This window comes from Coralloluteibacterium stylophorae (assembly GCF_018122625.2).
Classification (GTDB): Bacteria; Pseudomonadota; Gammaproteobacteria; order Xanthomonadales; family Xanthomonadaceae; genus Coralloluteibacterium; species Coralloluteibacterium stylophorae.
This window is the reverse complement of record NZ_JAGQFT020000007.1, coordinates 166,720-188,879: the sequence shown is the minus strand read 5'-3', so window position 1 is coordinate 188,879 and position 22,160 is coordinate 166,720. Positions and strand designations below refer to the sequence as shown.

The 22,160-nt window shown below is 74.4% G+C and carries 22 protein-coding genes; 8 read left to right on the top strand and 14 right to left on the bottom strand.

Annotated elements, in window-relative coordinates; translation table 11 throughout:
- The first annotated feature begins 145 nt into the window (after positions 1-145).
- Complete coding sequence (locus KB893_RS12135) at positions 146-1,051, top strand: SDR family oxidoreductase (RefSeq protein ID WP_213173744.1); 906 nt, start codon at positions 146-148, stop codon at positions 1,049-1,051.
- A 1-nt stretch (position 1,052) separates the two neighbouring features.
- Here KB893_RS12135 and KB893_RS12130 read toward each other — a convergent pair whose 3' ends face one another.
- From KB893_RS12130 to KB893_RS12120, 3 genes are read right to left on the bottom strand one after another with little or no spacing between them, the layout of a single operon-like run.
- On the bottom strand, positions 1,053-1,724 hold the full coding sequence (locus KB893_RS12130; RefSeq protein WP_211926021.1) for a potassium channel family protein: 672 nt from the start codon (positions 1,722-1,724) through the stop codon (positions 1,053-1,055).
- Positions 1,717-3,096, bottom strand: coding sequence for a TrkH family potassium uptake protein (locus KB893_RS12125; protein WP_211926020.1), 1,380 nt, complete (start codon positions 3,094-3,096; stop codon positions 1,717-1,719). The genes KB893_RS12130 and KB893_RS12125 overlap by 8 nt, the downstream gene beginning before the upstream one ends.
- A gap of 3 nt (positions 3,097-3,099) precedes the next feature.
- Positions 3,100-3,987: a DMT family transporter gene (locus KB893_RS12120; protein ID WP_211926019.1), complete on the bottom strand. Its 888-nt coding sequence runs from the start codon at positions 3,985-3,987 to the stop codon at positions 3,100-3,102.
- Between the two features lie 153 nt (positions 3,988-4,140).
- Between KB893_RS12120 and KB893_RS12115 the strand changes: the two genes are divergently transcribed.
- The gene (locus KB893_RS12115) at positions 4,141-4,623 is read left to right on the top strand and encodes a hypothetical protein (RefSeq protein WP_211926018.1); all 483 of its coding nucleotides are present in this window, start codon (positions 4,141-4,143) and stop codon (positions 4,621-4,623) included.
- A 40-nt stretch (positions 4,624-4,663) separates the two neighbouring features.
- On the opposite strand, the gene KB893_RS12110 is transcribed toward KB893_RS12115, so the two are convergent.
- Positions 4,664-5,140, bottom strand: coding sequence for an Mpo1 family 2-hydroxy fatty acid dioxygenase (locus KB893_RS12110; RefSeq protein WP_211926017.1), 477 nt, complete (start codon positions 5,138-5,140; stop codon positions 4,664-4,666).
- A 76-nt stretch (positions 5,141-5,216) separates the two neighbouring features.
- Entirely contained in the window at positions 5,217-6,110 is an 894-nt protein-coding gene (locus tag KB893_RS12105; RefSeq protein WP_211926016.1) for a phosphoribosylaminoimidazolesuccinocarboxamide synthase, read from the bottom strand.
- A gap of 73 nt (positions 6,111-6,183) precedes the next feature.
- Here KB893_RS12105 and KB893_RS12100 point away from each other — a divergent pair, with 73 nt between their 5' ends.
- The 3 genes from KB893_RS12100 to rpe are packed head-to-tail and all read left to right on the top strand — an operon-like array spanning position 6,184 to position 7,617.
- Positions 6,184-6,564 carry a c-type cytochrome gene (locus KB893_RS12100; protein WP_211926015.1) on the top strand — a complete coding sequence of 127 codons (381 nt, stop codon included), beginning with the start codon at positions 6,184-6,186 and terminating at the stop codon, positions 6,562-6,564.
- Positions 6,561-6,902: a J domain-containing protein gene (locus KB893_RS12095; protein ID WP_211926014.1), complete on the top strand. Its 342-nt coding sequence runs from the start codon at positions 6,561-6,563 to the stop codon at positions 6,900-6,902. Before KB893_RS12100 ends, KB893_RS12095 begins: the two co-directional genes overlap by 4 nt.
- 46 nt (positions 6,903-6,948) lie before the next feature.
- Positions 6,949-7,617, top strand: coding sequence for a ribulose-phosphate 3-epimerase (rpe, locus tag KB893_RS12090; RefSeq protein ID WP_211926013.1), 669 nt, complete (start codon positions 6,949-6,951; stop codon positions 7,615-7,617).
- On the opposite strand, the gene KB893_RS12085 is transcribed toward rpe, so the two are convergent.
- Positions 7,614-8,915, bottom strand: a complete 1,302-nt coding sequence (locus KB893_RS12085; protein ID WP_211926012.1) for a DUF2254 domain-containing protein — start codon at positions 8,913-8,915, stop codon at positions 7,614-7,616. The genes rpe and KB893_RS12085 overlap by 4 nt on opposite strands.
- A gap of 82 nt (positions 8,916-8,997) precedes the next feature.
- On the opposite strand from KB893_RS12085, the gene yegS reads away from it, so the two are divergent.
- Complete coding sequence (yegS, locus tag KB893_RS12080; protein WP_211926011.1) at positions 8,998-9,957, top strand: lipid kinase YegS; 960 nt, start codon at positions 8,998-9,000, stop codon at positions 9,955-9,957.
- Positions 9,958-10,047: 90 nt separating this feature from the next.
- On the opposite strand, the gene KB893_RS12075 is transcribed toward yegS, so the two are convergent.
- From KB893_RS12075 to KB893_RS12055, 5 genes are all read right to left on the bottom strand, one after another.
- Positions 10,048-10,227: a hypothetical protein gene (locus KB893_RS12075; RefSeq protein WP_211926010.1), complete on the bottom strand. Its 180-nt coding sequence runs from the start codon at positions 10,225-10,227 to the stop codon at positions 10,048-10,050.
- Between the two features lie 17 nt (positions 10,228-10,244).
- The gene (locus KB893_RS12070) at positions 10,245-10,403 is read right to left on the bottom strand and encodes a hypothetical protein (protein ID WP_211926009.1); all 159 of its coding nucleotides are present in this window, start codon (positions 10,401-10,403) and stop codon (positions 10,245-10,247) included.
- Between the two features lie 65 nt (positions 10,404-10,468).
- The gene (locus tag KB893_RS12065; protein WP_211926008.1) at positions 10,469-11,161 is read right to left on the bottom strand and encodes a class GN sortase; all 693 of its coding nucleotides are present in this window, start codon (positions 11,159-11,161) and stop codon (positions 10,469-10,471) included.
- Positions 11,158-11,490, bottom strand: a complete 333-nt coding sequence (locus KB893_RS12060; RefSeq protein ID WP_211926007.1) for a hypothetical protein — start codon at positions 11,488-11,490, stop codon at positions 11,158-11,160. The genes KB893_RS12065 and KB893_RS12060 overlap by 4 nt, the downstream gene beginning before the upstream one ends.
- Before the next feature lie 69 nt (positions 11,491-11,559).
- On the bottom strand, positions 11,560-13,572 hold the full coding sequence (locus tag KB893_RS12055) for a marine proteobacterial sortase target protein (RefSeq protein WP_211926006.1): 2,013 nt from the start codon (positions 13,570-13,572) through the stop codon (positions 11,560-11,562).
- A 168-nt stretch (positions 13,573-13,740) separates the two neighbouring features.
- Here KB893_RS12055 and pdsR point away from each other — a divergent pair, with 168 nt between their 5' ends.
- A complete protein-coding gene (gene pdsR, locus KB893_RS12050) occupies positions 13,741-14,436 on the top strand; it encodes a proteobacterial dedicated sortase system response regulator (RefSeq protein WP_211926005.1) in 696 nt (231 codons plus the stop codon).
- Between the two features lie 26 nt (positions 14,437-14,462).
- Positions 14,463-16,499, top strand: coding sequence for an ATP-binding protein (locus tag KB893_RS12045; protein WP_211926004.1), 2,037 nt, complete (start codon positions 14,463-14,465; stop codon positions 16,497-16,499).
- Positions 16,500-16,723: 224 nt separating this feature from the next.
- On the opposite strand, the gene KB893_RS12040 is transcribed toward KB893_RS12045, so the two are convergent.
- The 3 genes from KB893_RS12040 to KB893_RS12030 all read right to left on the bottom strand — a co-directional run bounded on the left by KB893_RS12040 (position 16,724) and on the right by KB893_RS12030 (position 22,101).
- A complete protein-coding gene (locus tag KB893_RS12040) occupies positions 16,724-18,913 on the bottom strand; it encodes a TonB-dependent receptor family protein (protein WP_211926003.1) in 2,190 nt (729 codons plus the stop codon).
- Between the two features lie 84 nt (positions 18,914-18,997).
- Positions 18,998-20,941, bottom strand: a complete 1,944-nt coding sequence (locus KB893_RS12035) for a sigma-54-dependent Fis family transcriptional regulator (protein ID WP_211926002.1) — start codon at positions 20,939-20,941, stop codon at positions 18,998-19,000.
- 164 nt (positions 20,942-21,105) lie between these two features.
- Entirely contained in the window at positions 21,106-22,101 is a 996-nt protein-coding gene (locus KB893_RS12030; protein WP_211926001.1) for an alpha/beta fold hydrolase, read from the bottom strand.
- Between the last annotated feature and the right edge of the window lie 59 nt (positions 22,102-22,160).

The window sequence follows — 22,160 nt, the reverse complement described above, 5'->3', positions numbered from 1 at the left end:
CGGAGGGCGGCGACGGACGACCGCCGCGGGCAGGTGGCGACGTCGACGACGCACGCAGCCCGGGAGTTTAGCGAAACGTCGTGAAGATGCGGCAGCTCCTGCCGCTCCTGCCTGCCGCCGGCATCGCCACGGGTATCCTCGTGCGATGGAGCCTGCCCCTGTTCCCCTGGTGCTGTTCGGCGCGACCGGCGCGGTCGGCGGCCGCCTGCTCGCGCGGCTGCGCAGGCAGGCGCGCCCCGTGCTCGCGGTGAGCCGCGCGGCGCGCGGGGAAGACGACGTGCGCTGGCTGCGCGGCGACCTCTACGCCGGGGACGACGCGCTCGCCGCCGCGGTGCGCGCGGCGCTGCCGCCGGCGCCGGCGCCGTGGCTGCTGAGCGCCGGGCCGCTCGACGGCTTCGCCGCCTGGGCGGTGCGCGCCGGCCTGCCCGCGGGCGCGCGGGTGGTGGCGCTGTCGTCGATGAGCGCCGACACCAAGCTGGATTCGCACGATCCGCAGGAACGCGCGCTCGCCGCGCGCCTGCGCGGGGCGGAGGCGGCGCTGCTCGACGCGGCCGCGGCGCAGGGCTGGAGCGCGACGCTGCTGCGGCCGACCCTGATCTGGGGCACCGGGCTGGACCGCAGCCTGTCGCCGCTGGTCGCCCTCGGTGCGCGCGTCCGCCTGCTGCCGCTGCCGCGCGGCAGCGTCGGCCTGCGCCAACCGGTGCATGCCGACGACCTGGCCCAGGCGATGCTGGCCGCCGCGGCGCGGCCGGAACTCGGCGGCGAGGTGCTGCCGCTGCCCGGCGGCGAGACGCTCGGCTTCGACGCGATGCTGGAGCGCAGCCTGGCCGTGCACGCGCCGCACGCGCGCGTGCTGCGCGTTCCCGACGCGCCGGTGCTGCGCCTGCTGCCCGTGCTGGCGCGCGCCGGCGGGCGGCTGCGCGCGATCGACAACGCCCTGCGCCGCAGCCGCGTGGACCTGGTCGCCCCGGGCGACGCCTGGGCGCGGCTGGGCATCGCGCCGCGCCCGTTCCGTCCGGGCCCCGAGGCCTTCCGCGCCGCGGGCGGCTGAGTCAGGCCAGCGCCGCGAAGCGCTCCACGTTCACCGTCGGGCCGGACACGATCAGCAGGTCGCCCGGCTCGATCACCGTCTCCTGGGTCGCGTGCTCGAAATCGGTGCGCGGGCGCTTCACGCCGACCACGGTGATCCCGTACTTGCTCCGCAGCAGCGACTGCCCCAGCGACTTGCCGCAGGCCTCGCGCGGGCTGTTGGTCTTGGCGATGGCGAAGCCGTCGTGGAACTCGATGAAGTCGATCATCTGCCCGGTCACCAGGTGCGCCACGCGCTCGCCCATCGCCGCCTCCGGGTAGACCACGTGGTGCGCGCCGGTGCGCTCGAGGATGCGGCCGTGCTTGGGCGTGGTGGCCTTGGCCCAGATGTCGCGCATGCCGATCTCCTCCAGCGCCAGCACGGTCAGCACGCTGGCCTCGACGTCGCTGCCGATCGCCACCACCGCGCTCGGGAATTCGGCCACGCCCAGCCGGCGCAGGGTGTCGGCGTTGGTGGTGTCGGCCTGGACCACGTGGGTGAGGCGGTCGGCCCAGGCCTGCACCAGTTCGATGTCCTCGTCGATCGCCAGCACCTCGTGGCCCAGGCGCGAGAGGGATTCGGCCACGGCGCCGCCGAAGCGGCCCAGGCCGATGACCACGGTGCCGTCGTGACGGCTGTCGGATTGCCTAGCCAACGATGGGGCGCTCCTCTGGATAGCGGAAAGGGCGGCCGTGCGCGCGCAGGGCGAGCGCGGAGGCCAGGGTGATGGTGCCGACGCGGCCCATGTACATCAGCACGACCAGCACGAACTGGCCGCTGGCCGGCAGCTCGCCGGTGATGCCGGTGGACAGGCCGACGGTGGCGAAGGCCGAGATCGCCTCGAACAGCACGACCTCGAGACGGAACGGGCTCACCGACAGCAGCACCAGCACCGCCAGTGCGATCGTCCCGATCGCCAGCAGCACCACGCTCAGCGCCTGGCGCTGGGTGCTGCGCGCGATGCGGCGGCGGAACACGTTGGTGTCGCTGGCGCCGCTGACCTCGGCCCAGACGATGCTGCCGAGCAGGAAGAAGGTGGTGACCTTGATGCCGCCGGCGGTGCCCGCGCTGCCGCCGCCGATCAGCATCAGCACGTCCGTGACGCCGAGCGTGGCCGCGTGCATGGCGCCGATGTCGAACACGTTGAAGCCGGCAGTGCGCGTCATCACCGAATGGAAGGCGGCGGCGACGACGCGGTCGCCGGCGGCGAGCGCGCCGAGCGTGGCGGGATTGCTCCACTCGTAGGCCAGCGTCGCCACGAAGCCGGTGCCGAGCAGGATCGCGGTGCCCAGCAGGGTGATCTTGGTGTGCACCGACCAGCGCGCGGGCGTGGACGGACTCCGCCGCAGCTCGTGCAGCACCGGGAAGCCGAGGCCGCCGACCACCACCGCCAGCATCAGCGGCAGCAGCAGGAGCCCGTCGTCGACGAAGCCGGCGAGGCCGTCGGAGTAGATCGAGAACCCGGCGTTGTTGAAGGCCGAGACCGCGTGGAACAGTCCCGACCACGCCGCCTCCGGCCAGGCCATGTCGTGCGCGGCGTGCAGGCGCCAGGCGACCAGGAGCGCGACGGTCGCCTCCACCGCGACGAAGGTCGCCAGGATCAGGCGCAGCACCGGCTTGACCTCGCCGAGGCCGATCGCGCGCGTCTCCGCCTGCGCGATCAGGCGCGTGCCCAGGCGCAGGCGCCGGCTCACCAGCAGGCCGAGCAGGGTCGCGCCGGTCATGATCCCGAAGCCGCCGACCTGGAACAGCGCCAGGATCACCGCCCGCCCGAACCCCGACCAGTAGGTCGCGGTGTCGACCACCGCCAGTCCGGTGACGCACACCGCCGAGGTCGCGGTGAACAGGGCGGTCATCAGCGACGCCGGCGCATCCGCCGCGCGCGAGACCGGCAGCAACAGCAGCAGCGTGCCCAGGGCGATGGTCGCGAGGAAGGCCAGCGGCACCACGCGCGCCGGGTGCAGCGACGGGCCCGCCGACGGCGCGGAGGGCCGGCTGGCGCCGGGGGAGCGGATGCGCGCCGCCATCGCTCAGGCCTCGCTCGCCGGCGGCACCGGGCGCGACTTCGCCTGCGCGCGCAGGGCGATCAGCAGCACGCCGCCCAGAAGCATCGCGCCGCCGAGGTAGAGCCGCGGCCCGGGGCGGTCGCCCCAGAACGCGACGCCCAGCGCGGTCGCGAACAGCGGCGTGGCCAGCAGCCAGGGCGTGAGCTGGGCGATCGGATGGCGCTGCACCAGCACGTAGTAGAGCCCGTGCCCGACCAGCGAGGCGACCAGCGCCGAGTAGGCGACGCCCAGCCAGGTCGGCACGTCCGCCCCCGCCGCGGCGGCGAAGCCGCCCGGCTCGATCGCCATGCTGATCGCAAGCAGCGGCACGATGCCGATCGTCGCGGTCCATCCCTGCATCGCGAACGGGCCCAGGCCGCGCAGCGGCCGCATCAGCACCGTGCCGAGGGCGAGGAAGAACGCCGACACCAGCATCAGCGCCAGCGACAGCGGCGCGGCCAGCACCAGCGGGTCGAAGCCCAGCACCAGGACGCCGGCGAAGCTCACCGCGATCGCCAGCGCGGTGCGCCAGGCGAAGCGCTCGCCGAGGATGGGCCAGGCCAGCAGCGCCGCCATCGGCACGTAGCACTGCGCCACGATCGCCGGCGACGACAGGTTGCCGGCGGTCTGCAGCGCCCAGAACGACAGGCCGAAGTGCAGCACGCCGTTGCACAGGCACACCGCGACCAGGCGCGGCCACTGTCCCGGCGCCGGCGCACGCAGGAACGGCGCCAGCAGCACCGCGAGCAGGCCCAGGCGCAGCGCGGTGAACAGGAACGGCGGGATGGTCTGCAGCGAGTACGCGGAGGTCAGGAAGTTGCCGGCCCAGGCCAGGCAGACGAGCGTCACGAGCAGGAGGTCGCGGGGTGGCATGCGCGGGCGCCGGGAAAAACGCCGCGCAGTCTACGCCTGCCGCATGCGGCCCAAGTGATGCCGACGACGGTGCCCGACGGGTTGTGGGGCACGGTCGCCTCCGGCACAGTCCTGCCGCCACGACTGTCCGTGGCCAAGAAGGGGAGAACACCAATGGATGCAGCAACCGTGACCGGCGTTCTGGTCGGCGGCATCGTCGGCCTGGTCGTCGGCGTCCTGATCGGCGGCCTCCTGCTCAAGCTCGCGGTGAAGCTGGTCGCGCGGATCCCGGTGGGCTACCTGCGCGCCTGCCTGGTGGTGCTGGTCGGCGGCGTGGTCGGCTTCATCCTGAACTTCGTCGTCGGCTTCGTGCTCGGCCTGGGCGCGGCGGCGGCCGGCGCGGCATCGGGCGGGGCCGGCGCCATGGGCGGGCTGCAGGTCGTCTCCGGCCTGATCGGCCTGGTGATCGGCGTGGTGGTCAACGCGCTGTTCGTGAACCTGATGATCCGGCGCCCCGACGGCGGCGCGATCGGTTTCGGCCGCGCGTTGATGGTCGCGCTGGTGCACACGCTGCTGTTCCTGGTGCTGCTGGTGATCCTCGGCGTGGTGCTCTACCTGGCCGTCGGTCCCGCCATGCTGGCCGGCATGGGGGTCTGATCGAGCGGGACGCCCGGGCGCCCGCGCGGCGCCCGGGGCCTCACCAGCGCCAGCCCAGGCGGCGGTACAGCTTGCCCAGGGTCCACAGCGGGCCGATGAGCAGATACACCAGGTCGGTGAGGAAGCTCGGTCGGCGCCCCTCGATGCGGTGGCCGAGGAACTGGCCGATCCAGGCCACCACGAACACCGCCAGCGCGAGCCAGGCCAGCCCGGCCGCACCCAGCGCCATCCGCAGCGCCTCGGCGACCGCGCCCATCGCCACGAACAGCACCAGCGCACCCGCGCCCAGCGCCCGCGACAGGCGCCAGTAGAAGACCAGCGCGGCCAGCATCGCCAGCGCCGCCCACAGTCCCGGACGGCCGACGCCCTCCGGCACCGGCAGCGCCCACAGCAGGGCGACGATGGACCAGACGATGGCCGGCACGCACCACAGGTGCACGCGCTGGTTCATGGGGTTGCGGTGGTCGTCGCCGTAGTGGGCCAGGTAGCGGTCGATCGGGCGGGCGGGGGCGTGCATCGGCCGGGCTCCAGAGGACGTCGGGCCGATGCTAGCGCCGGCTGTGCGCGCCGCCATGCTGCGGCGCGCAGGCGCGTCAGGCGTCGAGCCCGGTCAGGATCTTCAGCGCCTCGGCGTACTTGGCGCGGGTGCGCTCGATCACCTCGGCCGGCAGCGACGGTCCCGGTGCGGTCTTGTCCCAGTCCAGCGTCTCCAGGTAGTCGCGCACGAACTGCTTGTCGTAGCTCGGCGGGCTGCTGCCGACCGCGTACTCGTCGGCCGGCCAGAAGCGCGAGGAATCCGGCGTCAGCATCTCGTCCATGACGTAGAGGGTGCCGTCGGCGTCGGTGCCGAACTCGAGCTTGGTGTCGGCGATGATGATCCCGCGCTCGGCGGCGAAGGCGGCGGCGTGGCGGTAGATGCGCAGGGTGGCGTCGCGCACGCGCTCGGCCATGTCGCCGCCGACCGCGCGGACCATCGCGTCGAAGTCGATGTTCTCGTCGTGGCTGCCGGTGGCGGCCTTGGTCGAGGGCGTGAAGATCGGCTCGGGCAGGCGCTCGGCCTGGCGCAGGCCGGCAGGCAGGCGGATGCCGCTGATCGCGCCGGTGGCCTGGTAGTCCTTCCAGCCGGAGCCGATCACGTAGCCGCGGGCGATGGCCTCGACCGGCACCGGCGTGAGCCGCCGGGTCACCACCGAACGCTGCAGGTAGGGCTCGGGATCGACGCCCGCCGGCAGCACGCCGCTCACCAGCTCTCCGGTGAGATGGTTGGGCATCAGCTCGCGGGTACGCTCGAACCACACGTTCGACATCCGGCACAGGATCTCGCCCTTGCCGGGGATCGGGTCGGGCAGCACCACGTCGAAGGCGGAGAGGCGATCGCTGGCGACGATCAGCAGGCGCTCGGCGTCCAGGGCGTAGACGTCGCGGACCTTGCCGCGATGGACGAGATCGAGTCCCGGAAGGTCGGAGGTGTGCACGCTGCTCGTCACGGCGGGGATCCCTGGGGAAAGGCGCGCATTGTAAGGGCGACGGTGCGCCGGAGCGGGCGGATACAATGGCCGCATGCCCCGTCCCCTGCTCCTTCTCGTGCCGCTGGCGCTGGCCGCCTGCGCCCGCGCGCCGTCGCCGCCCGCGCCTGCCGCGGCGGACGCGACCACGGCCGCGACCACCGCGCCGGCGCAGCCGCGACCGCTCGGCATGTGCACCGCCTGCCACGGTCGCGACGGCATCGGCCGCATGGCCGGCACGCCCAACCTCGCCGGCCAGGACGAGCCCTACCTGCGCCGCGCGCTGCGCGCCTACCGCGACAACGAACGCAACGGCGGGCCGATGAACGCCATCGCCGGTTCGCTCTCCGAGCCCGACATCGCCGAGCTCGCCGCCTGGTATGCAGCCCAGCCCGCCGGCGGCCCGCTGCCCGCCGCGCCGGAGGCCGCGCCATGAGGTGGTACGGCAAGGTGCTCGGCTTCATCGCCGGCTGGCTGCTGCTGCGGCATCCGGCCGGGGCCCTGCTCGGCCTGCTGATCGGGCATGCCTTCGACGCCGACTGGTTCCAGCTCACCCGCAAGCGCCGCGACGAGCCCTACCGCGTGCTCGGCGTGCATCCGGACGCCAGCGACGCCGAGATCGAACGTGCCTGGCGCCGGCTCATGGCCCAGCACCATCCCGACCGGCTGGTCGGCGCGGAGCCCGAGGTGCGCGCCCGCGCCGAGGAGCGCGCGCGCGCGGTCAACGCCGCCTTCGACGCCATCCAGAAGCAGCGCCGCAGGCAGCGGCGCTGAGCGACGGCCGTCCTTCCCATCCACGTCCCGCCACGCCGAGGTCCGTATGTCCGAGATCATCATCGCGCCCTCCATCCTCTCGGCGGACTTCGCCCGCCTCGGCGAGGAGGTCGATGCCGTGCTCGCCGCCGGCGCCGACTGGGTCCACTTCGACGTGATGGACAACCACTACGTGCCCAACCTCACCATCGGGCCGATGGTGTGCGAGGCGTTGCGCAGGCACGGCGTCACCGCGCCGATCGACGTGCACCTGATGGTCAGGCCGGTCGACCGCATCGTCCCTGACTTCGCCAAGGCCGGCGCCTCGGTCATCTCCTTCCATCCCGAGGCCAGCGAGCACGTGCACCGCACCCTGCAGCTGATCCGCGACGCCGGCTGCAGGGCGGGGCTGGTGTTCAACCCGGCCACGCCGCTGGCGATCCTCGAGGAGGTGATCGACAGCGTCGACCTGGTGCTGCTGATGTCGGTCAATCCCGGCTTCGGCGGGCAGAGCTTCATCCCCTCGACGCTGGCCAAGCTGCGCCGCGCGCGCGCGCTCATCGACGCCAGCGGGCGCGACATCCGGCTCGAGATCGACGGCGGGGTCAAGGCCGACAACATCGCCGAGATCGCCCGCGCCGGCGCCGACACCTTCGTTGCCGGTTCGGCGATCTTCAACGCCCCCGACTACCGTGCGGTGATCGAGGCCATGCGCGCCAACGTCGCCGCCGGCTAGGCGCGCGTCGCCCGCGGGGTGGACTGGGTCGCGCGCGCCAGGTGGGCGAGCGCGGCGACCTCGTCGTCGAGCAGGGCCTGGCTGCGCTGCGCCCGCTCCAGCGCGCGCGGCGACAGCGCGCGCGCCGCCGCGGCAACCGGCGGCGAGGCGCCGGCGGCCACCGCCGCCAGGGTCTTCTGCACGCGCACCGCGATCTCGATCTGGCCGGCGCCGTCGCGGGCGATCAGGTCGAAGCTGTCGCGCACCAGTTCGGCCTCGTCGAGCGGGGCCACCGCCACGCGCGGATGGCGCGGCAGGTCGGCGTCGGGCTCGGGCGGCGCGCCGGTGGCGATCAGCAGGCGCGCCAGGGTGCCGAGCACGACGATCGCGGTGCCGGGATCGTTGATGCCGGGCGACAGCGCGCGCTGCGCGATCTCCGAGAGCACGACCAGGCCGAAGCGCGGGTCCTGGGCGTAGCTGCGCTCGTTGTCGACGACGAAGGCATCGGCGATGCGGCGTAGCAGTTCCTCCCGGCGCCCGGCCTCCAGCGGCGCGCCCGGCTGCAGGCGCGCGACCGGGCGCCCGGGATGCAGCAGCGCGCCGGGGCGGCGCAGCACCTGCACGCGGCCGTCGCAGTCCTCGGCCACCGCCTGCAGCCCGCCCATGTCGACGTGCTGCAGATAGCCGGTCGCGTCGGCCGCGACCTCCAGCCCGTGCGCGGGCGCGTCCGCGGCCAGCGCAACCCCGCCGAGGCAGGGCGCGCGCATCCACGTCGCCAGCGACTCCCCCGCCGCACGCTCGACGCGCTCGATGGTGTTGCCCATGCGCCCCATCACCGACAGCACCTGGATCCAGCGCAGGAAGGTGATGACGATGTAGCCCAGCATCACCAGGGTGCCGACGAACAGCACCAGCCTGCCGACGTCGCCGTAGTAGCCGCTCTCCAGCGCGGTCAGCGCCACCACCGCATAGATGAAGGCGGCGATGAACACCGCCAGCGCGCTCTGCGCGGTGTCGTCGGCCACGATCAGCCGCGTCGCCCGCGGGGTGGCGTTGCTGGCGGCGGAGGCGAAGGCGCCGACCAGGATCGACAGCGAGAACGTGCTCACCGCGAGCATGCTCGAGGCGATGATCCTGAGCAGGGAGCCGACCGTCTCCTGCTCGATGTCGGGCACCAGGCGGGCCGGCACCAGGTCGTCGGCGGCCGAGGCCAGCAGGGCGACCGCCACCGCCGCCAGGCTCCACAGGGCGGGGCGTACCCACAGCTGCTCGCGCAGGCGTCGCAGCAACAGGCCGATGCGGAACGGCAGCGGCCTCATGCCCGCGGCGGTCCCGCCCAGCCACGCGTCGTTGACGGCGCGGTCACCACAGTTGCCGCCTTCATCCGACGGGAAGCGGCGCGTGTCCAGCGATGCATGGCATCTGATCCTCAACGGCAAGAACGCAAACGAAGACACCGTGCGCGACGCCGTCGCCGCATTGCGTGAACGCGGCAGGACGATCCACGTCCGCGTCACCTGGGAGCAGGGCGATGCGCACCGCTACGCGCTGGAGGCGGTCGCCGCCGGCGCCGTCGCGGTGATCGCCGGCGGTGGCGACGGCACCCTGCACGAGGTCTGCGCGGCGCTCGCCGCGACCGACAGGGCCGCCGGCGAACTGCCGGCGCTCGGGCTGATGCCGCTGGGCACCGCCAACGACTTCGCCACCGCCGCCGGCCTGCCGCTCGACCCGCTGGCCGCGCTTGAGGTCGTGGCGGCGACGCCGCCGCGCCCGATCGACCTGATGCGGGTGCTGCCGGCCGGCGGCGGCGAGCACTGGTGCGTCAATGTCGCCACCGGCGGCTTCGCGACCCGGATCACCACCGAGACCTCGCCCGAACTGAAGAAGCTGTTCGGCGGCGCCGCCTATTTCCTCACCGGGATGGCGCGGATGGGCAGCATCCGCAGCGCGCGCGGCAGCCTGCGCGGCCCCGGCTTCGAGTGGGACGGCGAGTTCCTGGTGCTGGCGGTCGGCAACGGCCGCCAGGCCGGCGGTGGGCAACTGCTGACGCCCGACGCGCGGCTCGACGACGGCGTGATCGACGTCATGGTGCTGCCGCCGCCGCCGCCGGGCGAGACCACCGCGGCGCTCGGCGCGCTGCTGTCGCGGGGCCGCGCGGCGCTGCTGGAGGCGGCGGTGCGGACGCGGCTGCCCTGGGTCGAGATCGAGGCCGAGGAGGGACTGACCTTCAATCTCGACGGCGAGCCGCTCGAGGCCCCGCGCCTGCGCTTCGAGGCCGTGCGCGCGCGCCTGTGCATGCACCTGCCCGACGTCACGCCGCTGCTTCCGGACGAGGCCCCCGCCGGCAGGTCGCCCGGCTGAGGTCCGCCTCCGATGGACGGGTCGGGAAAACGCGGACGCCGCCCGGGAGGGCGGCGTCCAGGACGACGGTGCCGTACCGGCCGCGGCGGATCAGGCGGCGGCGGCCTGGGGAACCGAAAGCAGCCCGCGCACCTCGCGCGGCACGGCCTGCGGCCGGTCCTGGCGCGCCTGCAGCCGTTGTGCGCGGCGCAGCTTGAGCTCCTCGTTGCTGGGCTCCGGTGGCAGCTGTTCCAGATCGAAACGTTCGCGGTCTTCGACGACGAGAATCATGGGTCCTCCTCCCTGTTTCAGCGACCGCCGAGGCCGAGCCGTGGCGGCTGGTCGGTCGCGTAATGCAGGAGCAGACAGAATCCGCCGACGACCACCGCGCAGGTCCAGCGCAGTGCCGTGTCCAGCAGGCCGGGGGCGGGCAGCGCGGTCGCGGCGTCGGGCATGTCGGGCTCCATCGTGACCGCTGCGGCGCGGCGGTCGGGCTGGCAGGGATCTTGGAGGGGCTGCGGTGGTGAGCGTGTCATGAGGTTGTTTCGTTTTCGCTAAGCGGCGCCGACAGCGGGATTGCAGCCGGCGCTTCGGGCACCGCGTGCACGAGGTAGCGCTGCGGGCCGCCGGCGACGACGGCGTCGAACGGCCAGCACGTGACGAGGAGCAGGACGTCGGCGTCGCCGACCGGGATGCGTTCGCGACGACTGTCGGCCACACGCGTGGATGCCACACGGTAGCGACGCGCGCCGGATGCGCTGTCGAGTTCGAGGGCGTCGCCGGGGCGCAGGTCGGCCAGCCACGCGAAGTGGGTGTCGCGGTGGCCGCTGACCACGCGCGTGCCGGCGCCGCCGCCGGGCGCTGTACTGGCAGGCGCCCAGCCCGGGCCGAAGGCGAGCACGCGACCGCTGTCGCCGGCGAGCACGATCTGGTCGATGCCCAGGCGCGCCACCCGCAGCCGCGCCACCGGGGCCATGTCGGCACCCGGCCACGGCCGGTGCGCATGGCCGTCGTCGAGCGTGCGCACCCAGGCGTGCTGCAGGAGCGCCTGCGCCAGCGCGGCCTTGGCGTGGATCCAGCCGGCCTGCATCGCGCACAGGCCGGCCGCCCCCAGCAGGAGGGTCGGCAGCCAGCGGCGCGGTCTGCCGCGGCGCGCGCCGGCCGATCGCTGCGCGCGGACCTCGTGCGGGACGCGGCTTCCGCCCGGGCCGAAGCCGGCGCTCATCGCCCACCTCCGCCGCCGAGCACCCGACCGAACGGACGGCGGGCGGGCCAGCGCGGAAGGCGGGCCGTCGTCACGGACGCGGGCTGCGGAGGGCGGACCCGCGTGGGAGCGGCTTCGGGCGCTGGCGGCGTCGCCCGCGGCGGGATCGGGCCCGGCCTGGCGCGGCCTGCGCCCACGCCCAGCGACGCCGGCGGCACGCGCTCCGGCGTGGCCAGGCCGGCCGGGAAGTCCATCGTGCGCAGGGCGCGTTCGGCGCAGCGTGGCGGCTCGCCGGCATGCAACGGCGGCATCAGCTCGAGCGCGTCGCGGTCCTCGATCAGCAGCGACATGGCGGATCCTCGTCGGGTGGTCGGATGGGTGGGCCGTCCCTGGCCCGGTGGGGAAGGTGCGGCGGCGCCTCAGCGGCGGGCGCGCCGGCAGGCGGTGGCGGCGACCGCCAGCAGCAGGGCGATCGCGGACAGCAGGCGGGCGTCGGTCGCGCCCTGGGCGAAGGCGAGCGAGCCGTCGGGCACCGCGTTGGCGGCACGCACGCTCTCCAGCGGCGCGTCGCCCGGACGGCTCGGCGTGCGTTCCACCGCGACCAGGCTGGTGTAGCGGCTCACCAGGCCGTGGGCGAGGGCGACCGCGACGGTCTCGGCGCGGACGCCGGCCTCGTCGGCGCCGGCACGGCGTGCGTCCTCCAGCGCCTCGATGCGCGCGCGGCCCCATAGCCGGCCGACACCCGTCGCGTCGGCCCGCTGCACGTCGAGCAGCAGGGCGTCCTGCCAACGGCCGCGCGCGGTGACGCCTTCGAAGGCGGCGCGCGCCGGCAGCGCCGGAACCCGCGCGACCACCTGCAGCGGCTCGCCCGCGTACAGGTCCGGCACCTGCGCCGGATAGGCCTCGCTGCCGGCCGGCCAGTCGATGCGGATGTCGCGCAGGGCCGGTGCGCCGAGGCGGTCGAGCAGGCGGTCCATGCGCGTCTCCAGCTCGGCGACGTCGCGCACCAGCACCGCACTGCCGCGCCCGATTGCGGCGGCCTTGCGCAGGAACCATGCGTTCGGCGCGCTGCCGATGCCGACCGGGAACAGCCGCGCCTGCCCGCGGTGGGCGGCGATGGCCTGCAGCAGCGCCTGCTCGTTGCCCACCGCCGCATCGGTGGCGATCACCACCTGGCGCAGGCGCCCGCCTGCGGGTTCGCCCTCGAAGGCCAGTGCCAGCGCCGGCGCCATCTCGGTGCCGCCGTCGGCCTCGAGTCCGCGGACGAAGGCGCGCGCCTCCGCCACGTAGGCCGCATCGGCCGGCACCGCCTTCGGGAACAGGCGCTCGCTGCTGTCGTCGAAGCGGACGACGTTGAAGGTGTCGTCCGGGCGCAGCCGCGACAGCGCGCGGTCGAGCGCGGCGATCGCCTGCCGCATCGACTCGCCGTGCATCGAGCCGGAGTTGTCGATCACCAGGATCAGCTCGCGCGGGACCGGCGGCACCGGCAGCGTCGGCGGCACCAGCAGGGCGAGCGCGTAGTGCTCGCCGTCGACGGTCTCGGTGAAGGTGGCGCGGCGCACGGTACGGCTGGGCTCGGGCTGCCAGCGCAGCTCGAAGGCGCGGTCGCCGGCGACGACCTCGTCGGCCAGGGCCACGTGCCATGCCGCGCCGGCCTCCCGCGTCGCCGTCACCGCGTGGGTGGCGCTCCACACCCGCGCCAGCGGCAGGCCGGCGTCGAGGTCGACATCGATGCTCGCCGTCGGCGGGTCGGCGTTGCCGAGGCCTGCGGACGCCGCCGCGGCGGGCAGCGACTCGGCGTCCGCGCAGTCCTCGCCGCACGCCACCGCGGGCGCGTAGCGCGGGGTGAGGGTCAGCGGCAGCGCGACGGAGAACACGCCGTCCTCGACCCGCACAGGCTGCCAGTAGCCCACTTCAAGGTCGACGACCTCGCCCGGCGCGATGTTGGCGACGGCGGTGCGGAACAGGTTCGGCCGGTTCTGCTCGACCAGGCCGGCGGCGCGGCCGCTCGCCGCCGCGGCCGCGTACATCGCCTCGGCTTCGGCCTTCTCGCGGATCTCGCCCTCGATGACGCGCTCGCCGACATGCACCGTGAGCGCGCCGACCGCCGCGTCCTCCGGCAGCGGCAGCAGGTAGCGCCCCTCGACCCAGGTGCTGCTGTCGTTGCGGTAGGTCTGGTGCACGCGGACCTCGGCGACGAGGCCGCGGATGCGGTAGTCCACGGCAGTCTCGAGTACCACCGCGTCGGTCCAGGCGCCGTCGCCGCCGCGCAGCTGCAGGCCTTCCTCGGCGGCCTGCGCGCGCAGCGCCGTGGCGAGGCCGATCAGCATCAGCGCGATGCCGGCGCGGCGGCGGCGCTGAGCCGGCGCGGGCAGCAGCCGCGGGCGGCCGGTGTGGCGGACGGGATCGCGGCGGCGGTCGTCGTGGGGCATGGCGTGGCTCCGGGTGGCGTGGCCGCCATTGCAGCGCGCGCACCGGGCCGGCCCGGGCGCGGGATGTGGCGCTGCCGGTGCCAGTTGTGGCGATTCGCGGGCAGGACGTCGGGGCCGCGGCCGCGGCCGGCTAAGCTGCACAGCCGCTCCCGCTTCCCGCGATCCGCAATGAGCCGAACCGTCGCCATCGTCGAGGACGAACCCGCGCTGCGCGCCAACACCGCCGACGCCCTGCGCCGCCACGGCTACGCCGTGCAGGACCACGCCTCGCGCGCCGCGGCCGCCGCCGCCTTCGCCGAACGCCTGCCGGACCTGGTGATCATCGACGTCGGTCTCGGCGACGAGCCCGAAGGCGGCTTCGACCTCTGCCGCGACCTGCGCGCGCGCTCGGCGACGCTGCCGATCCTGTTCCTGACCGCGCGCGACTCCGACTTCGACGTCATCTCCGGCCTGCGCCTGGGCGCCGACGACTACCTCAGCAAGGACGTCTCGCTGCCGCAGCTCACCGCGCGCATCCACGCGCTGCTGCGACGCGTCGACCTGCTGCGGCAGCCGGCCGCGCACGAGCAGGTGGTGACCCTGCGCGGCCTGCGCCTGGAAGGCGAGCGCATGCGGGTGACCTGGAACGGCAGCGAAGTCCCGCTGACGGTGACCGAATTCTGGATGGTCAACGCGCTGGTGCGGCGGCCGGGGCACGTGAAATCGCGCGAGCAGCTCATGCGCGAGGCGCAGGTGGTGGTGGACGACGCGACCGTGACCTCCCACGTCAAGCGGATCCGGCGCAAGTTCGAGGCGATCGATCCCGGCTTCGACGAGATCGACACCGTACACGGCGCCGGCTACCGGTGGCGCAGCGGTGACTGAGCCCGCGGTGGCGGGCGCCTGAGCCGATGTCGCTGCGCGCCAAGCTGCTGCTGGTGGCCCTGACCATCCTCGTCCTGCCGTGGGCGGGCTGGCAGTTCGTGCGCGAGATGGAGGGCCTGCTGCGCCAGGGCCAGGCGCAGGCGCTGCAGGCCTCGGCCGAGGCCCTCGCCCGCGGCGTGGCGGCGCGCCCGGGCGCGCTGCCGCCGGCGGCCCCCGTGCTCTTCGTGCAGCGGCTCGCGCAGCCGCCGCGGCTCGACGGCGACGGCGGCGACTGGCGGCGGCGCGACGGCGAGGCCGCGACGCGGCGGCTGTTCGTCGGCCGCAGCGGCCGGCCGCGGCTCGCGCTCGCCGTCGCACGCGCCGACGAGGCGCTGTACGTGCTGGCCGAGGTGAGCCCGGCGCCGCTGCAGCGGGTGGACGCACGCTGGCCGATCGCCGAGCGCCATGCCCATCTCCTGCTGCATCTCGCGACGCCGTCCGGGCCGCTGACGATCCGGCTGGCCAATGCCGTCGACGGTGCCCTGGTGCAGGCGCTGCCGGATGGCGAGGCCGCGCCGGTCCTGATCGACGGCACCTGGCGCACGCGCGGCGACGGCGCCACCGTCGAAATGCGCCTGCCGCTCGGCTATCGCATCCGCGGGCTCGGCTTGGAGGCGGTGCACGTGGATGCGCAAGGGCGGCGCCATGTCGCCGGAACCGGCATCGAGGAGCCCGGCGCCAGCTGGCCGCTGCTGGAGGCCGATCCCGCGCTCGCCGCGCCGCTGCGCCAGCTGGCACCGCCGGGCACGCGCGTGCGCCTGGTGGATCGCGAGGGCTGGGTGCTGGCGCGCGCAGGACGGCTCGACGCGACCCGGCGCGAACAGGTGCCGGCGTGGCGGCGCGCGCTGTACGAGGTGCTCGGCATCGCCGGCGCCGGCAGCGAGGCGCTGCCGGCGGAGGCCGCGGACCGCGCGCGCACCGACGGCGCCGAGGTCGCGCGGGCGCTGGCGGGCGAGGCGGCGGTCGGCTGGCGCCAGGCGCCCTACGGCGGCGGCATGCTGCTGAGCGCGGCCGTGCCGGTGACGGTCGACAGCGTGCTGCGCGCGGCGGTGGTGCTCGAGCGCGAGGACGCCGAGGTCCTGCTGCTGACCGACCGCGCGCTCACCGGCCTGGTCGGCACCAGCCTGGCGGCGCTGCTGGCGGTCGGCCTGGTGCTGCTGGTCTTCGCCGGGCGCCTGAGCGCACGCATCCGGCGGCTGCGCGACGCCGCCGAGCGCGCGCTCGACCGCGAAGGCCGGGTGCGACGCTTCCCGCAGAGCCGGGCCCGCGACGAGATCGGCGACCTCTCGCGCAGCTTCGCGACGCTGCTCGACGAGGTCGCCGCCTACACCGACTACCTGCGCACGCTGGCGTCCAAGCTCTCGCACGAGCTCAACACGCCGCTGGCGATCGTGCGCACCTCGCTCGACAACCTCGACCCGGTCGCGCTGCCCGACGACGCCCGGCCCTACCTCGAGCGCGCGCGCGGCGGCGTCGATCGCCTCGGCGCCATCGTGCGGGCGATGAGCGAGGTGGTGCGCATCGAGCACGCCATCGCCGGCGCCGACGCCGAGGATTTCGACCTGGCCACCCTGGTCCGCGACTGCGGCGAAGCCTATCGCCCGCTGCTGGCGCCGCGCACGCTCGAGGTCGAGGTGCCGCCCGCCCCGCTGCCTTTCCACGGGGCACCGGACCTGGTGGCCCAGGCGCTGGACAAGCTGGTCGACAATGCGCGCTCGTTCGCGCCCGCCGACGGCTGGGTGCGCATCGCGCTCGCCGTCGAAGGCGACGCGGTGCGCATCGCCGTCGCCAACGCCGGACCGCCGCTGCCCGAGGCCATGCGCGGGCGCCTGTTCGATTCGCTGGTGAGCGTGCGCGACCGCAGCCAGCGCGCCGACGGCGGCGCCCACCTCGGCCTCGGCCTGACCATCGTGCGCCTGGTCTGCGAACTGCACCGCGGCCACGCCGAGGCCCGCGATCTCGCCGACGGCAGCGGCGTCGCGGTCTCGATGCTGCTGCGGCCGATGACGGAGCGCAGGCGCTAGGGCCGTCCCTCGCGGCCGCGTCCCCGTAGGAGCGGCTTCAGCCGCGACCCGTGGGAGAGGCTTCAGCCCCGACGGATGTCGTGCGGCGTGAGGTCGCGGCTGAAGCCGCTCCTACAACTCGTTCCTCGGCTCCGGCACGCCCTGGAGCCTGGGGGGCGTGTGCCGGGGCTGAAGCCCCTCCCACAGGGCCGACGACCGAAGCACCTGCGGCTGCGGCGGCTCCGTCAGCGCCAGCGCAGGTCCGCGCCCACCGTCAGGGTGCGGCCGAGGCCGGGCTCGAAGTAGCGGCCGTTGCCGTCGTTGACGATCACCGAGCCCGCGTACTGGCGGTCGAAGACGTTGTCGACGCGGGCGAAGGTGGCGATGCGGCTGCGTCCGGCGTCGAACACGTAGCCGGCGGAGAGGTCGAACACGGTATAGGCGTCGGCGGCGTCGCGGCCGAGGTCGTCGGTCGGCACGTCGTCGACGTAGCGGCCGTAGGCGCTCGCCCGCCAGCCGGTCTCCGCCGGCTCCCAGGCCAGCACCGTCGAAGCGGTGCGGCGGGGAACGCCGGGGATCGGCGAACCGGCCGCGACCGGCGTGTCGGGCTCGGTGCAGCCCGAGCCGCCGCAGGTCAGGAAGGGCGACTCGAAGGTCGCCTGCATCCAGGTCAGCGCCGTGCGCAGGCGCCAGGCCGGGGCGAGATCGAGATCCACCGCGGCCTCGGCGCCGCGGCGGCGCGACCGGTCGATGTTCTGGTAGGTCGTGCGCCCGCCGTTGTTGGTCGCCACCGCCAGCTCGTCGCGGGTTTCGGTGTGGAACAGGGCGAGGTCGACCGCGACGCCGTCGCGCGGGCGCAGCTTCAGGCCGAGCTCGCTGTTGCGGCTGCGCGCGGGCACCAGGTCGAAGGCGAGGCCGGCGCTGCCGTCGAAGCGATAGCCGAGCTCGGAGAAGGTCGGCGTCTCGAAGCCGCGGCCCCAGGCCGCATAGACGTTCGCCGCAGGAGTCACCCGCCACAGCAGGCCGGCGACGGGCGAGGTCTGGGCGTACTCGGCGCGGCCGCTGTCGTCGGGGTTGTCGGCGGTGACGTAGCGGTCGCGGGAGTCGAAGCCGATCTCGCTGCGGCGGGCGCCGGCGGTGAGCGTCCAGTCCGGATGGAAGGTCCAGCTCGCCTGCGCGTAGACATCGTCGCTGTCGACGCGGTCGACCTGGTCGCGCCGCAGCGCACCGCGCACGCCGAGCGTGTCGCCGACGAAGTTCTCGTAGCCGTAGCGGTGCTGGCGCTGGCGGTCGCGCGAGACGCCGGCGGTCAGCGACAGGGCGCCGCCGGCCAGCTCGCCGTCCCACATCCAGCGCGCGTCGCCACCGCCGTACTCGTTCTGCAGGTCGATCACCGCGCCGGCCTGCAGCGGGCTGGCGGTCTGCACGAACACCGGGATCGAGAGGTACTGCAGCACGTCGCGCTGGCCGTAGTAGCCCATCGCGCGCAGCGAATGGCCGCCGCCCAGCGGCTGTTCCCAGACCAGGCCGGCCTGCTGCTGCGACACCGACTTGCGCGTATCGAAGGTCTCGGCGGGTGCCGCCACCTGCGTCGGATCGGCCTCGAAATCCTCGCGGGTCAGGCCCAGCGGATCCTGCGCGCCGGGGATGTTGACGGTGTTGACCACCAGGCTGAGCGAGGCGCCGGAGTCGCCGGTCCAGCGCAGCTTGCCGTTGCCCGACTCGCGCTGCGCGGCGCTGTGGTCGCGCTCGCCGTCGGTCTGGAAGTGGGTGAAGCCGACGTTGTAGTCGAACGGCCCCTCGATCCCGCGGGCGCCGAGGTTCGCCCGCAGCGTGCCGTTGCCGCCGCCGGCGATGCCCGCGCGCAGCTCGGTGGGCTCGGTGCCGTCGGCGGTGAACACCTGCACCACGCCGCCCGAGGAATTGCCATACAGCGCGGAGAAGGGCCCGCGCAGCACCTCGATGCGCTCGGCGGTCTCCAGGTTCACGTGCGAGACCTGGCCCTGGCCGTCCGGCATCGTCGCCGGGATGCCGTCGAAGTACAGGCGCACCCCGCGGATGCCGAAGGTCGAACGCGCGCCGAAGCCGCGGATCGAGAGCTGCTCGTCCTGGGCGTAGTTCTGGCGGTTGCGCGCGACCAGGCCCGGGACCGTGGTCAGCGCGTCGGAGATGTTGACGTTGAGGCTGTCGAGCCGGCGCGCATCCTCGCTGTCGACCGAAGCCGGCACGTCGAAGGCATCGGCCTGCCGCGTCGTGCCGGGAACCACCACGGTGGCCAGCCGCGTCGGGGTCGCTCCGCCTGCGGGCGGAAGCGGCCCGGTCTGCGCGGCGACCGGCGTGACGGCCACCGCCGCCAGCAGGAGGCAGGATGCGTGGGGCGGGGCGGTGCGCGGGGTCGCGGCCGGGCGGCACGCGTGGTCGGGGGTCGGGCTCATGGCGGTCCTCGTACGGCGCCTGCCGTGCACGCCGCGCACGCCAGGCCTTAGGGGACCGGACATTGTGCCGGAACCGGCGGCCCGTCAGTCGGGGAGCGCGATGTCGTGCTTGCGGATCTTGCGGTACAGCGTGTTGCGGCTGACGCCCAGCGCCTCCGCAGTGTGGCTGATGTTCCAGCGCATGCGCTCGAGTTCGCGCAGCAGGGCGTCGCGCTCGGCGAGGTTGAGCGGGCTGGCGTCGCCGCCCGCCGGCTCCGACGTCGCGCCGGCGGCATCGACGATCTCCTGCGGCAGGTTGCTCGGCGTGATCAGCCCGTCCGCGCACAGCGCAGCGGCCATGCGCAGGGCGTTGCGCAGCTGGCGCACGTTGCCGGGCCAGCCGTAGGCCAGCAGCAGGTCCATCGCCTGGCGGCTCAGTACCACCGGCTCGTCCTCCGGGCATTCCTCGCGCAGCAGGGCCTGGATCAGCTCGCGCTTGTCGGCACGCTCGCGCAGGGCCGGCAGGCGCAGGGTGATGCCGTTGAGGCGGTAGTAGAGATCCTCGCGGAAGGTGCCGGCCTCGACCATGCGCAGCAGGTCCTGGTGGCTGGCGCTGATCACGTGCAGATCGACCAGCTGTGCGCGGTCGCCGCCGAGCGGGACCACCTCGTGCTCCTCGAGCACGCGCAGCAGCCGGGTCTGCAGCATCAGCGGCATGTCGCCGATCTCGTCGAGGAACAGGGTGCCGCCGCTCGACTGCTGGATGCGGCCCGGACGCCCCTCGCGCGCGGCGTCGGTGAAGGCACCGCGCTGGTAGCCGAACAGCTCGCTCTCGATCAGCGCCTCGGGGATGGCGGCGCAGTTCACCGCCACGAAGGGCTTGTCGGCCCAGGCGCTGCTGCGGTGCAGGGCCTTGGCGAAGGCCTCCTTGCCGGTGCCGGTGGCGCCCTGCAGCAGGATCGGGATGCGCCGGGCGAAGAGCTGCCGGCCGCGGTGCATGGCATCGCGGACCTTGGGATCCGCGTCGACATGCACCGGCTCGTGCGGCGCCGGGACCGGAGGCGCGCCGGTCCGGCAGCCGGCGCGTACCGCCCCGGCCGAACGCATGGGCTCCTCGCGCAGCGGCCCACGCACCTTGGCGAAGAAGCGGCGGCCATGGGCGAGGTCGCGCACCGGCCACAGCGTGCTCGGCGCGGTCGCCGCACGCCGCGCCATCGCCTCCAGCCGGAACGGGAACACCGTCTCGATCGGCCGCCCGACGATGCAGGAGCGCGACGACACGCCCAGCTGCAGCAGGGCGCTGTCGTTGACGGCGCAGACGACGCCGCGCTCGTCGACCGCGATCAGCGCCTCGTGCAGCAGGCCGACGAACTCGGGCCGGCTGTGCAGGCGCATGATCCAGGCGTCCGGCTGCGAGCGCATGAAGTGGCAGCGCGCGATCAGGTCCGCCGACATCTTGACCAGGGCCATGGTGTGGCGCTGGTGCTCGGCATAGCCGGTGGCGTTGGCGGAGGAGGCGTCGAGCACCGCCATGACGCGGCCGTCGACGCCGAGGATCGGCGCGCCAGCGCAGGTCAGGTGCACGTTCCAGTCGTGGAAGTGCTCGCCGCGGTGGACGATGACGGGCTTGCCCTCGGCGACGCAGGTGCCGAGGCCGTTGGTGCCCTCGTGGCGCTCGTCCCAGAGCGCGCCGTCCCACAGGCCGGCGTGCAGGAACTCGCGCTTGAGCGCGGGGTCGGTGAGGGTGGCGAGGATGGTCGCGTCGGCGTCGCTCAGGATCACGGCGTAGCCGGAGCCGGCGATCTGCTCGTAGAGGCTTTCCATCTCGGCCCGCGCGACATCGAGCAGGGCGCCGAAGCGCTCCTGGCGGGCGCGGACCGCCGCGGCCTCGAGCACGGCGGCGGCGCGGCGCCCGCCCGGTTCCAGGCCGAAATCCTCCAGGCAGCGCGACCAGGACCGGGCGACGTGCGTCGGCAGGTTGGAGCTGCCGGTACGCTCGCGGATCAGGCCCAGCATCCGGCGCGAATACGGTGCGTGCATCGCGGTCATGCGGCGTCTCCGTCCCGGTGCGGGGGCGCGGGGGGCGCCTGCGGCGGGATGACCATCGGGAGCGTCGACAGTGCGCCGGGACGTGAACGCGGTGCAAACTGCGGTGCAGCATTTTCCCATGCCCACCGGCGCGGCGGCACCGGCCGCGCGCCGCGACGGCAAGGTCAGCCCGCGTCGGCGTCCCCGTCGAGCGCCTCGAGCAGCGCCGCCTCGAACCGCTCCGGCGCCTCGATGTGCGGCAGGTGGCCCAGCCCGTCGAGCTCGATCAGGGTCGCCCCCGGGATCGCACCGGCCGCGGCGCGGCCGAGCGCGGGATAGTCGCCCAGCGTCTGCGCCACCGCCGGCGGCGCGGCGTCCCTGCCGATGGCGGTGCGGTCGCGCTGGCCGATGATCAGCGCCGTCGGCACCTGCAGCCGCGGGAACTCGTGCACCACCGGCTGGGTGTAGACCATGTCGCTGGTGCGGGCCATGCTCCAGGCGAAGCGGTCGCCGCGCGGCCCCTGGTAGATCCGCGCCAGCTCGCGCGCCCAGCGCGCATAGTCCGCGTTCCACCTGCCGTCGTAGTAGGACTGCTTCTGGTAGGCCTCGATGCGCTCGGCGTCCATGGCCCGCTCCCTGGCGTACTGCGCGTCGATGTCGACATAGGGCACGCCCTTGGCCTTCCAGTCCTCCAGGCCGATCGGGTTGACCAGGACCAGGCGCTCGACCGCGCCGGGGTACATCAGCGCATAGCGGGTGCCGAGCATGCCGCCCATCGAGTGCGCGATGACGGTGGTACGCGCCAGGTCGAGCTGCTCCAGTAGGTCGCGGGTGTTCTCGGCGAGCTGGTGGAAGCTGTACTGGTAGCGACGCGGCATGTCGGAGCCGCAGAAGCCGATCTGCTCCGGGATCACCACGCGCCAGCCGCGCTCGTGCAGGACCCTGGCCGTGCCGCGCCAGTAGCCGGAGCAGAAGTTCTTGCCGTGCAGCAGCACCGCAGTGTGCCCGTTGGGCCGCTCGGCGGGGAGGTCGACGTACTGCATCGACAGCGTCTGCTGCTGCGATTCGAAGCGGAAGGTCTTCGCCTCCGGCAGGGCGAAGGCCGCGCCCGTGACCTGCGCAAGCGCTGCGGTGGCGGGAAGGACCGCGAGCGCGGCGGCGGCGAAGAGGGAAGGACGCATTCGGGATCCGTGAGCGGGCGGCAGCGCGACATGCTAGTGCGCCCGGTGTCGACGCGGGA

What these genes read in the sequence shown, in the direction of transcription:
- KB893_RS12095 (WP_211926014.1), top strand. Translation starts at nt 6,561, where the DNA reads ATGAGGTGGTACGGCAAGGTGCTCGGCTTCATCGCCGGCTGGCTGCTG.
- KB893_RS12115 (WP_211926018.1), top strand. Translation starts at nt 4,141, where the DNA reads ATGGATGCAGCAACCGTGACCGGCGTTCTGGTCGGCGGCATCGTCGGC.
- pdsR (WP_211926005.1), top strand. Translation starts at nt 13,741, where the DNA reads ATGAGCCGAACCGTCGCCATCGTCGAGGACGAACCCGCGCTGCGCGCC.
- KB893_RS12035 (WP_211926002.1), bottom strand. Translation starts at nt 20,941, where the DNA reads ATGACCGCGATGCACGCACCGTATTCGCGCCGGATGCTGGGCCTGATC.
- KB893_RS12055 (WP_211926006.1), bottom strand. Translation starts at nt 13,572, where the DNA reads ATGCCCCACGACGACCGCCGCCGCGATCCCGTCCGCCACACCGGCCGC.
- KB893_RS12045 (WP_211926004.1), top strand. Translation starts at nt 14,463, where the DNA reads ATGTCGCTGCGCGCCAAGCTGCTGCTGGTGGCCCTGACCATCCTCGTC.
- KB893_RS12065 (WP_211926008.1), bottom strand. Translation starts at nt 11,161, where the DNA reads ATGAGCGCCGGCTTCGGCCCGGGCGGAAGCCGCGTCCCGCACGAGGTC.
- KB893_RS12075 (WP_211926010.1), bottom strand. Translation starts at nt 10,227, where the DNA reads ATGATTCTCGTCGTCGAAGACCGCGAACGTTTCGATCTGGAACAGCTG.
- rpe (WP_211926013.1), top strand. Translation starts at nt 6,949, where the DNA reads ATGTCCGAGATCATCATCGCGCCCTCCATCCTCTCGGCGGACTTCGCC.
- KB893_RS12110 (WP_211926017.1), bottom strand. Translation starts at nt 5,140, where the DNA reads ATGCACGCCCCCGCCCGCCCGATCGACCGCTACCTGGCCCACTACGGC.
- KB893_RS12040 (WP_211926003.1), bottom strand. Translation starts at nt 18,913, where the DNA reads ATGAGCCCGACCCCCGACCACGCGTGCCGCCCGGCCGCGACCCCGCGC.
- KB893_RS12135 (WP_213173744.1), top strand. Translation starts at nt 146, where the DNA reads ATGGAGCCTGCCCCTGTTCCCCTGGTGCTGTTCGGCGCGACCGGCGCG.
- KB893_RS12060 (WP_211926007.1), bottom strand. Translation starts at nt 11,490, where the DNA reads ATGTCGCTGCTGATCGAGGACCGCGACGCGCTCGAGCTGATGCCGCCG.
- KB893_RS12070 (WP_211926009.1), bottom strand. Translation starts at nt 10,403, where the DNA reads ATGGAGCCCGACATGCCCGACGCCGCGACCGCGCTGCCCGCCCCCGGC.
- KB893_RS12120 (WP_211926019.1), bottom strand. Translation starts at nt 3,987, where the DNA reads ATGCCACCCCGCGACCTCCTGCTCGTGACGCTCGTCTGCCTGGCCTGG.
- KB893_RS12125 (WP_211926020.1), bottom strand. Translation starts at nt 3,096, where the DNA reads ATGGCGGCGCGCATCCGCTCCCCCGGCGCCAGCCGGCCCTCCGCGCCG.
- KB893_RS12030 (WP_211926001.1), bottom strand. Translation starts at nt 22,101, where the DNA reads ATGCGTCCTTCCCTCTTCGCCGCCGCCGCGCTCGCGGTCCTTCCCGCC.
- KB893_RS12100 (WP_211926015.1), top strand. Translation starts at nt 6,184, where the DNA reads ATGCCCCGTCCCCTGCTCCTTCTCGTGCCGCTGGCGCTGGCCGCCTGC.
- KB893_RS12085 (WP_211926012.1), bottom strand. Translation starts at nt 8,915, where the DNA reads ATGAGGCCGCTGCCGTTCCGCATCGGCCTGTTGCTGCGACGCCTGCGC.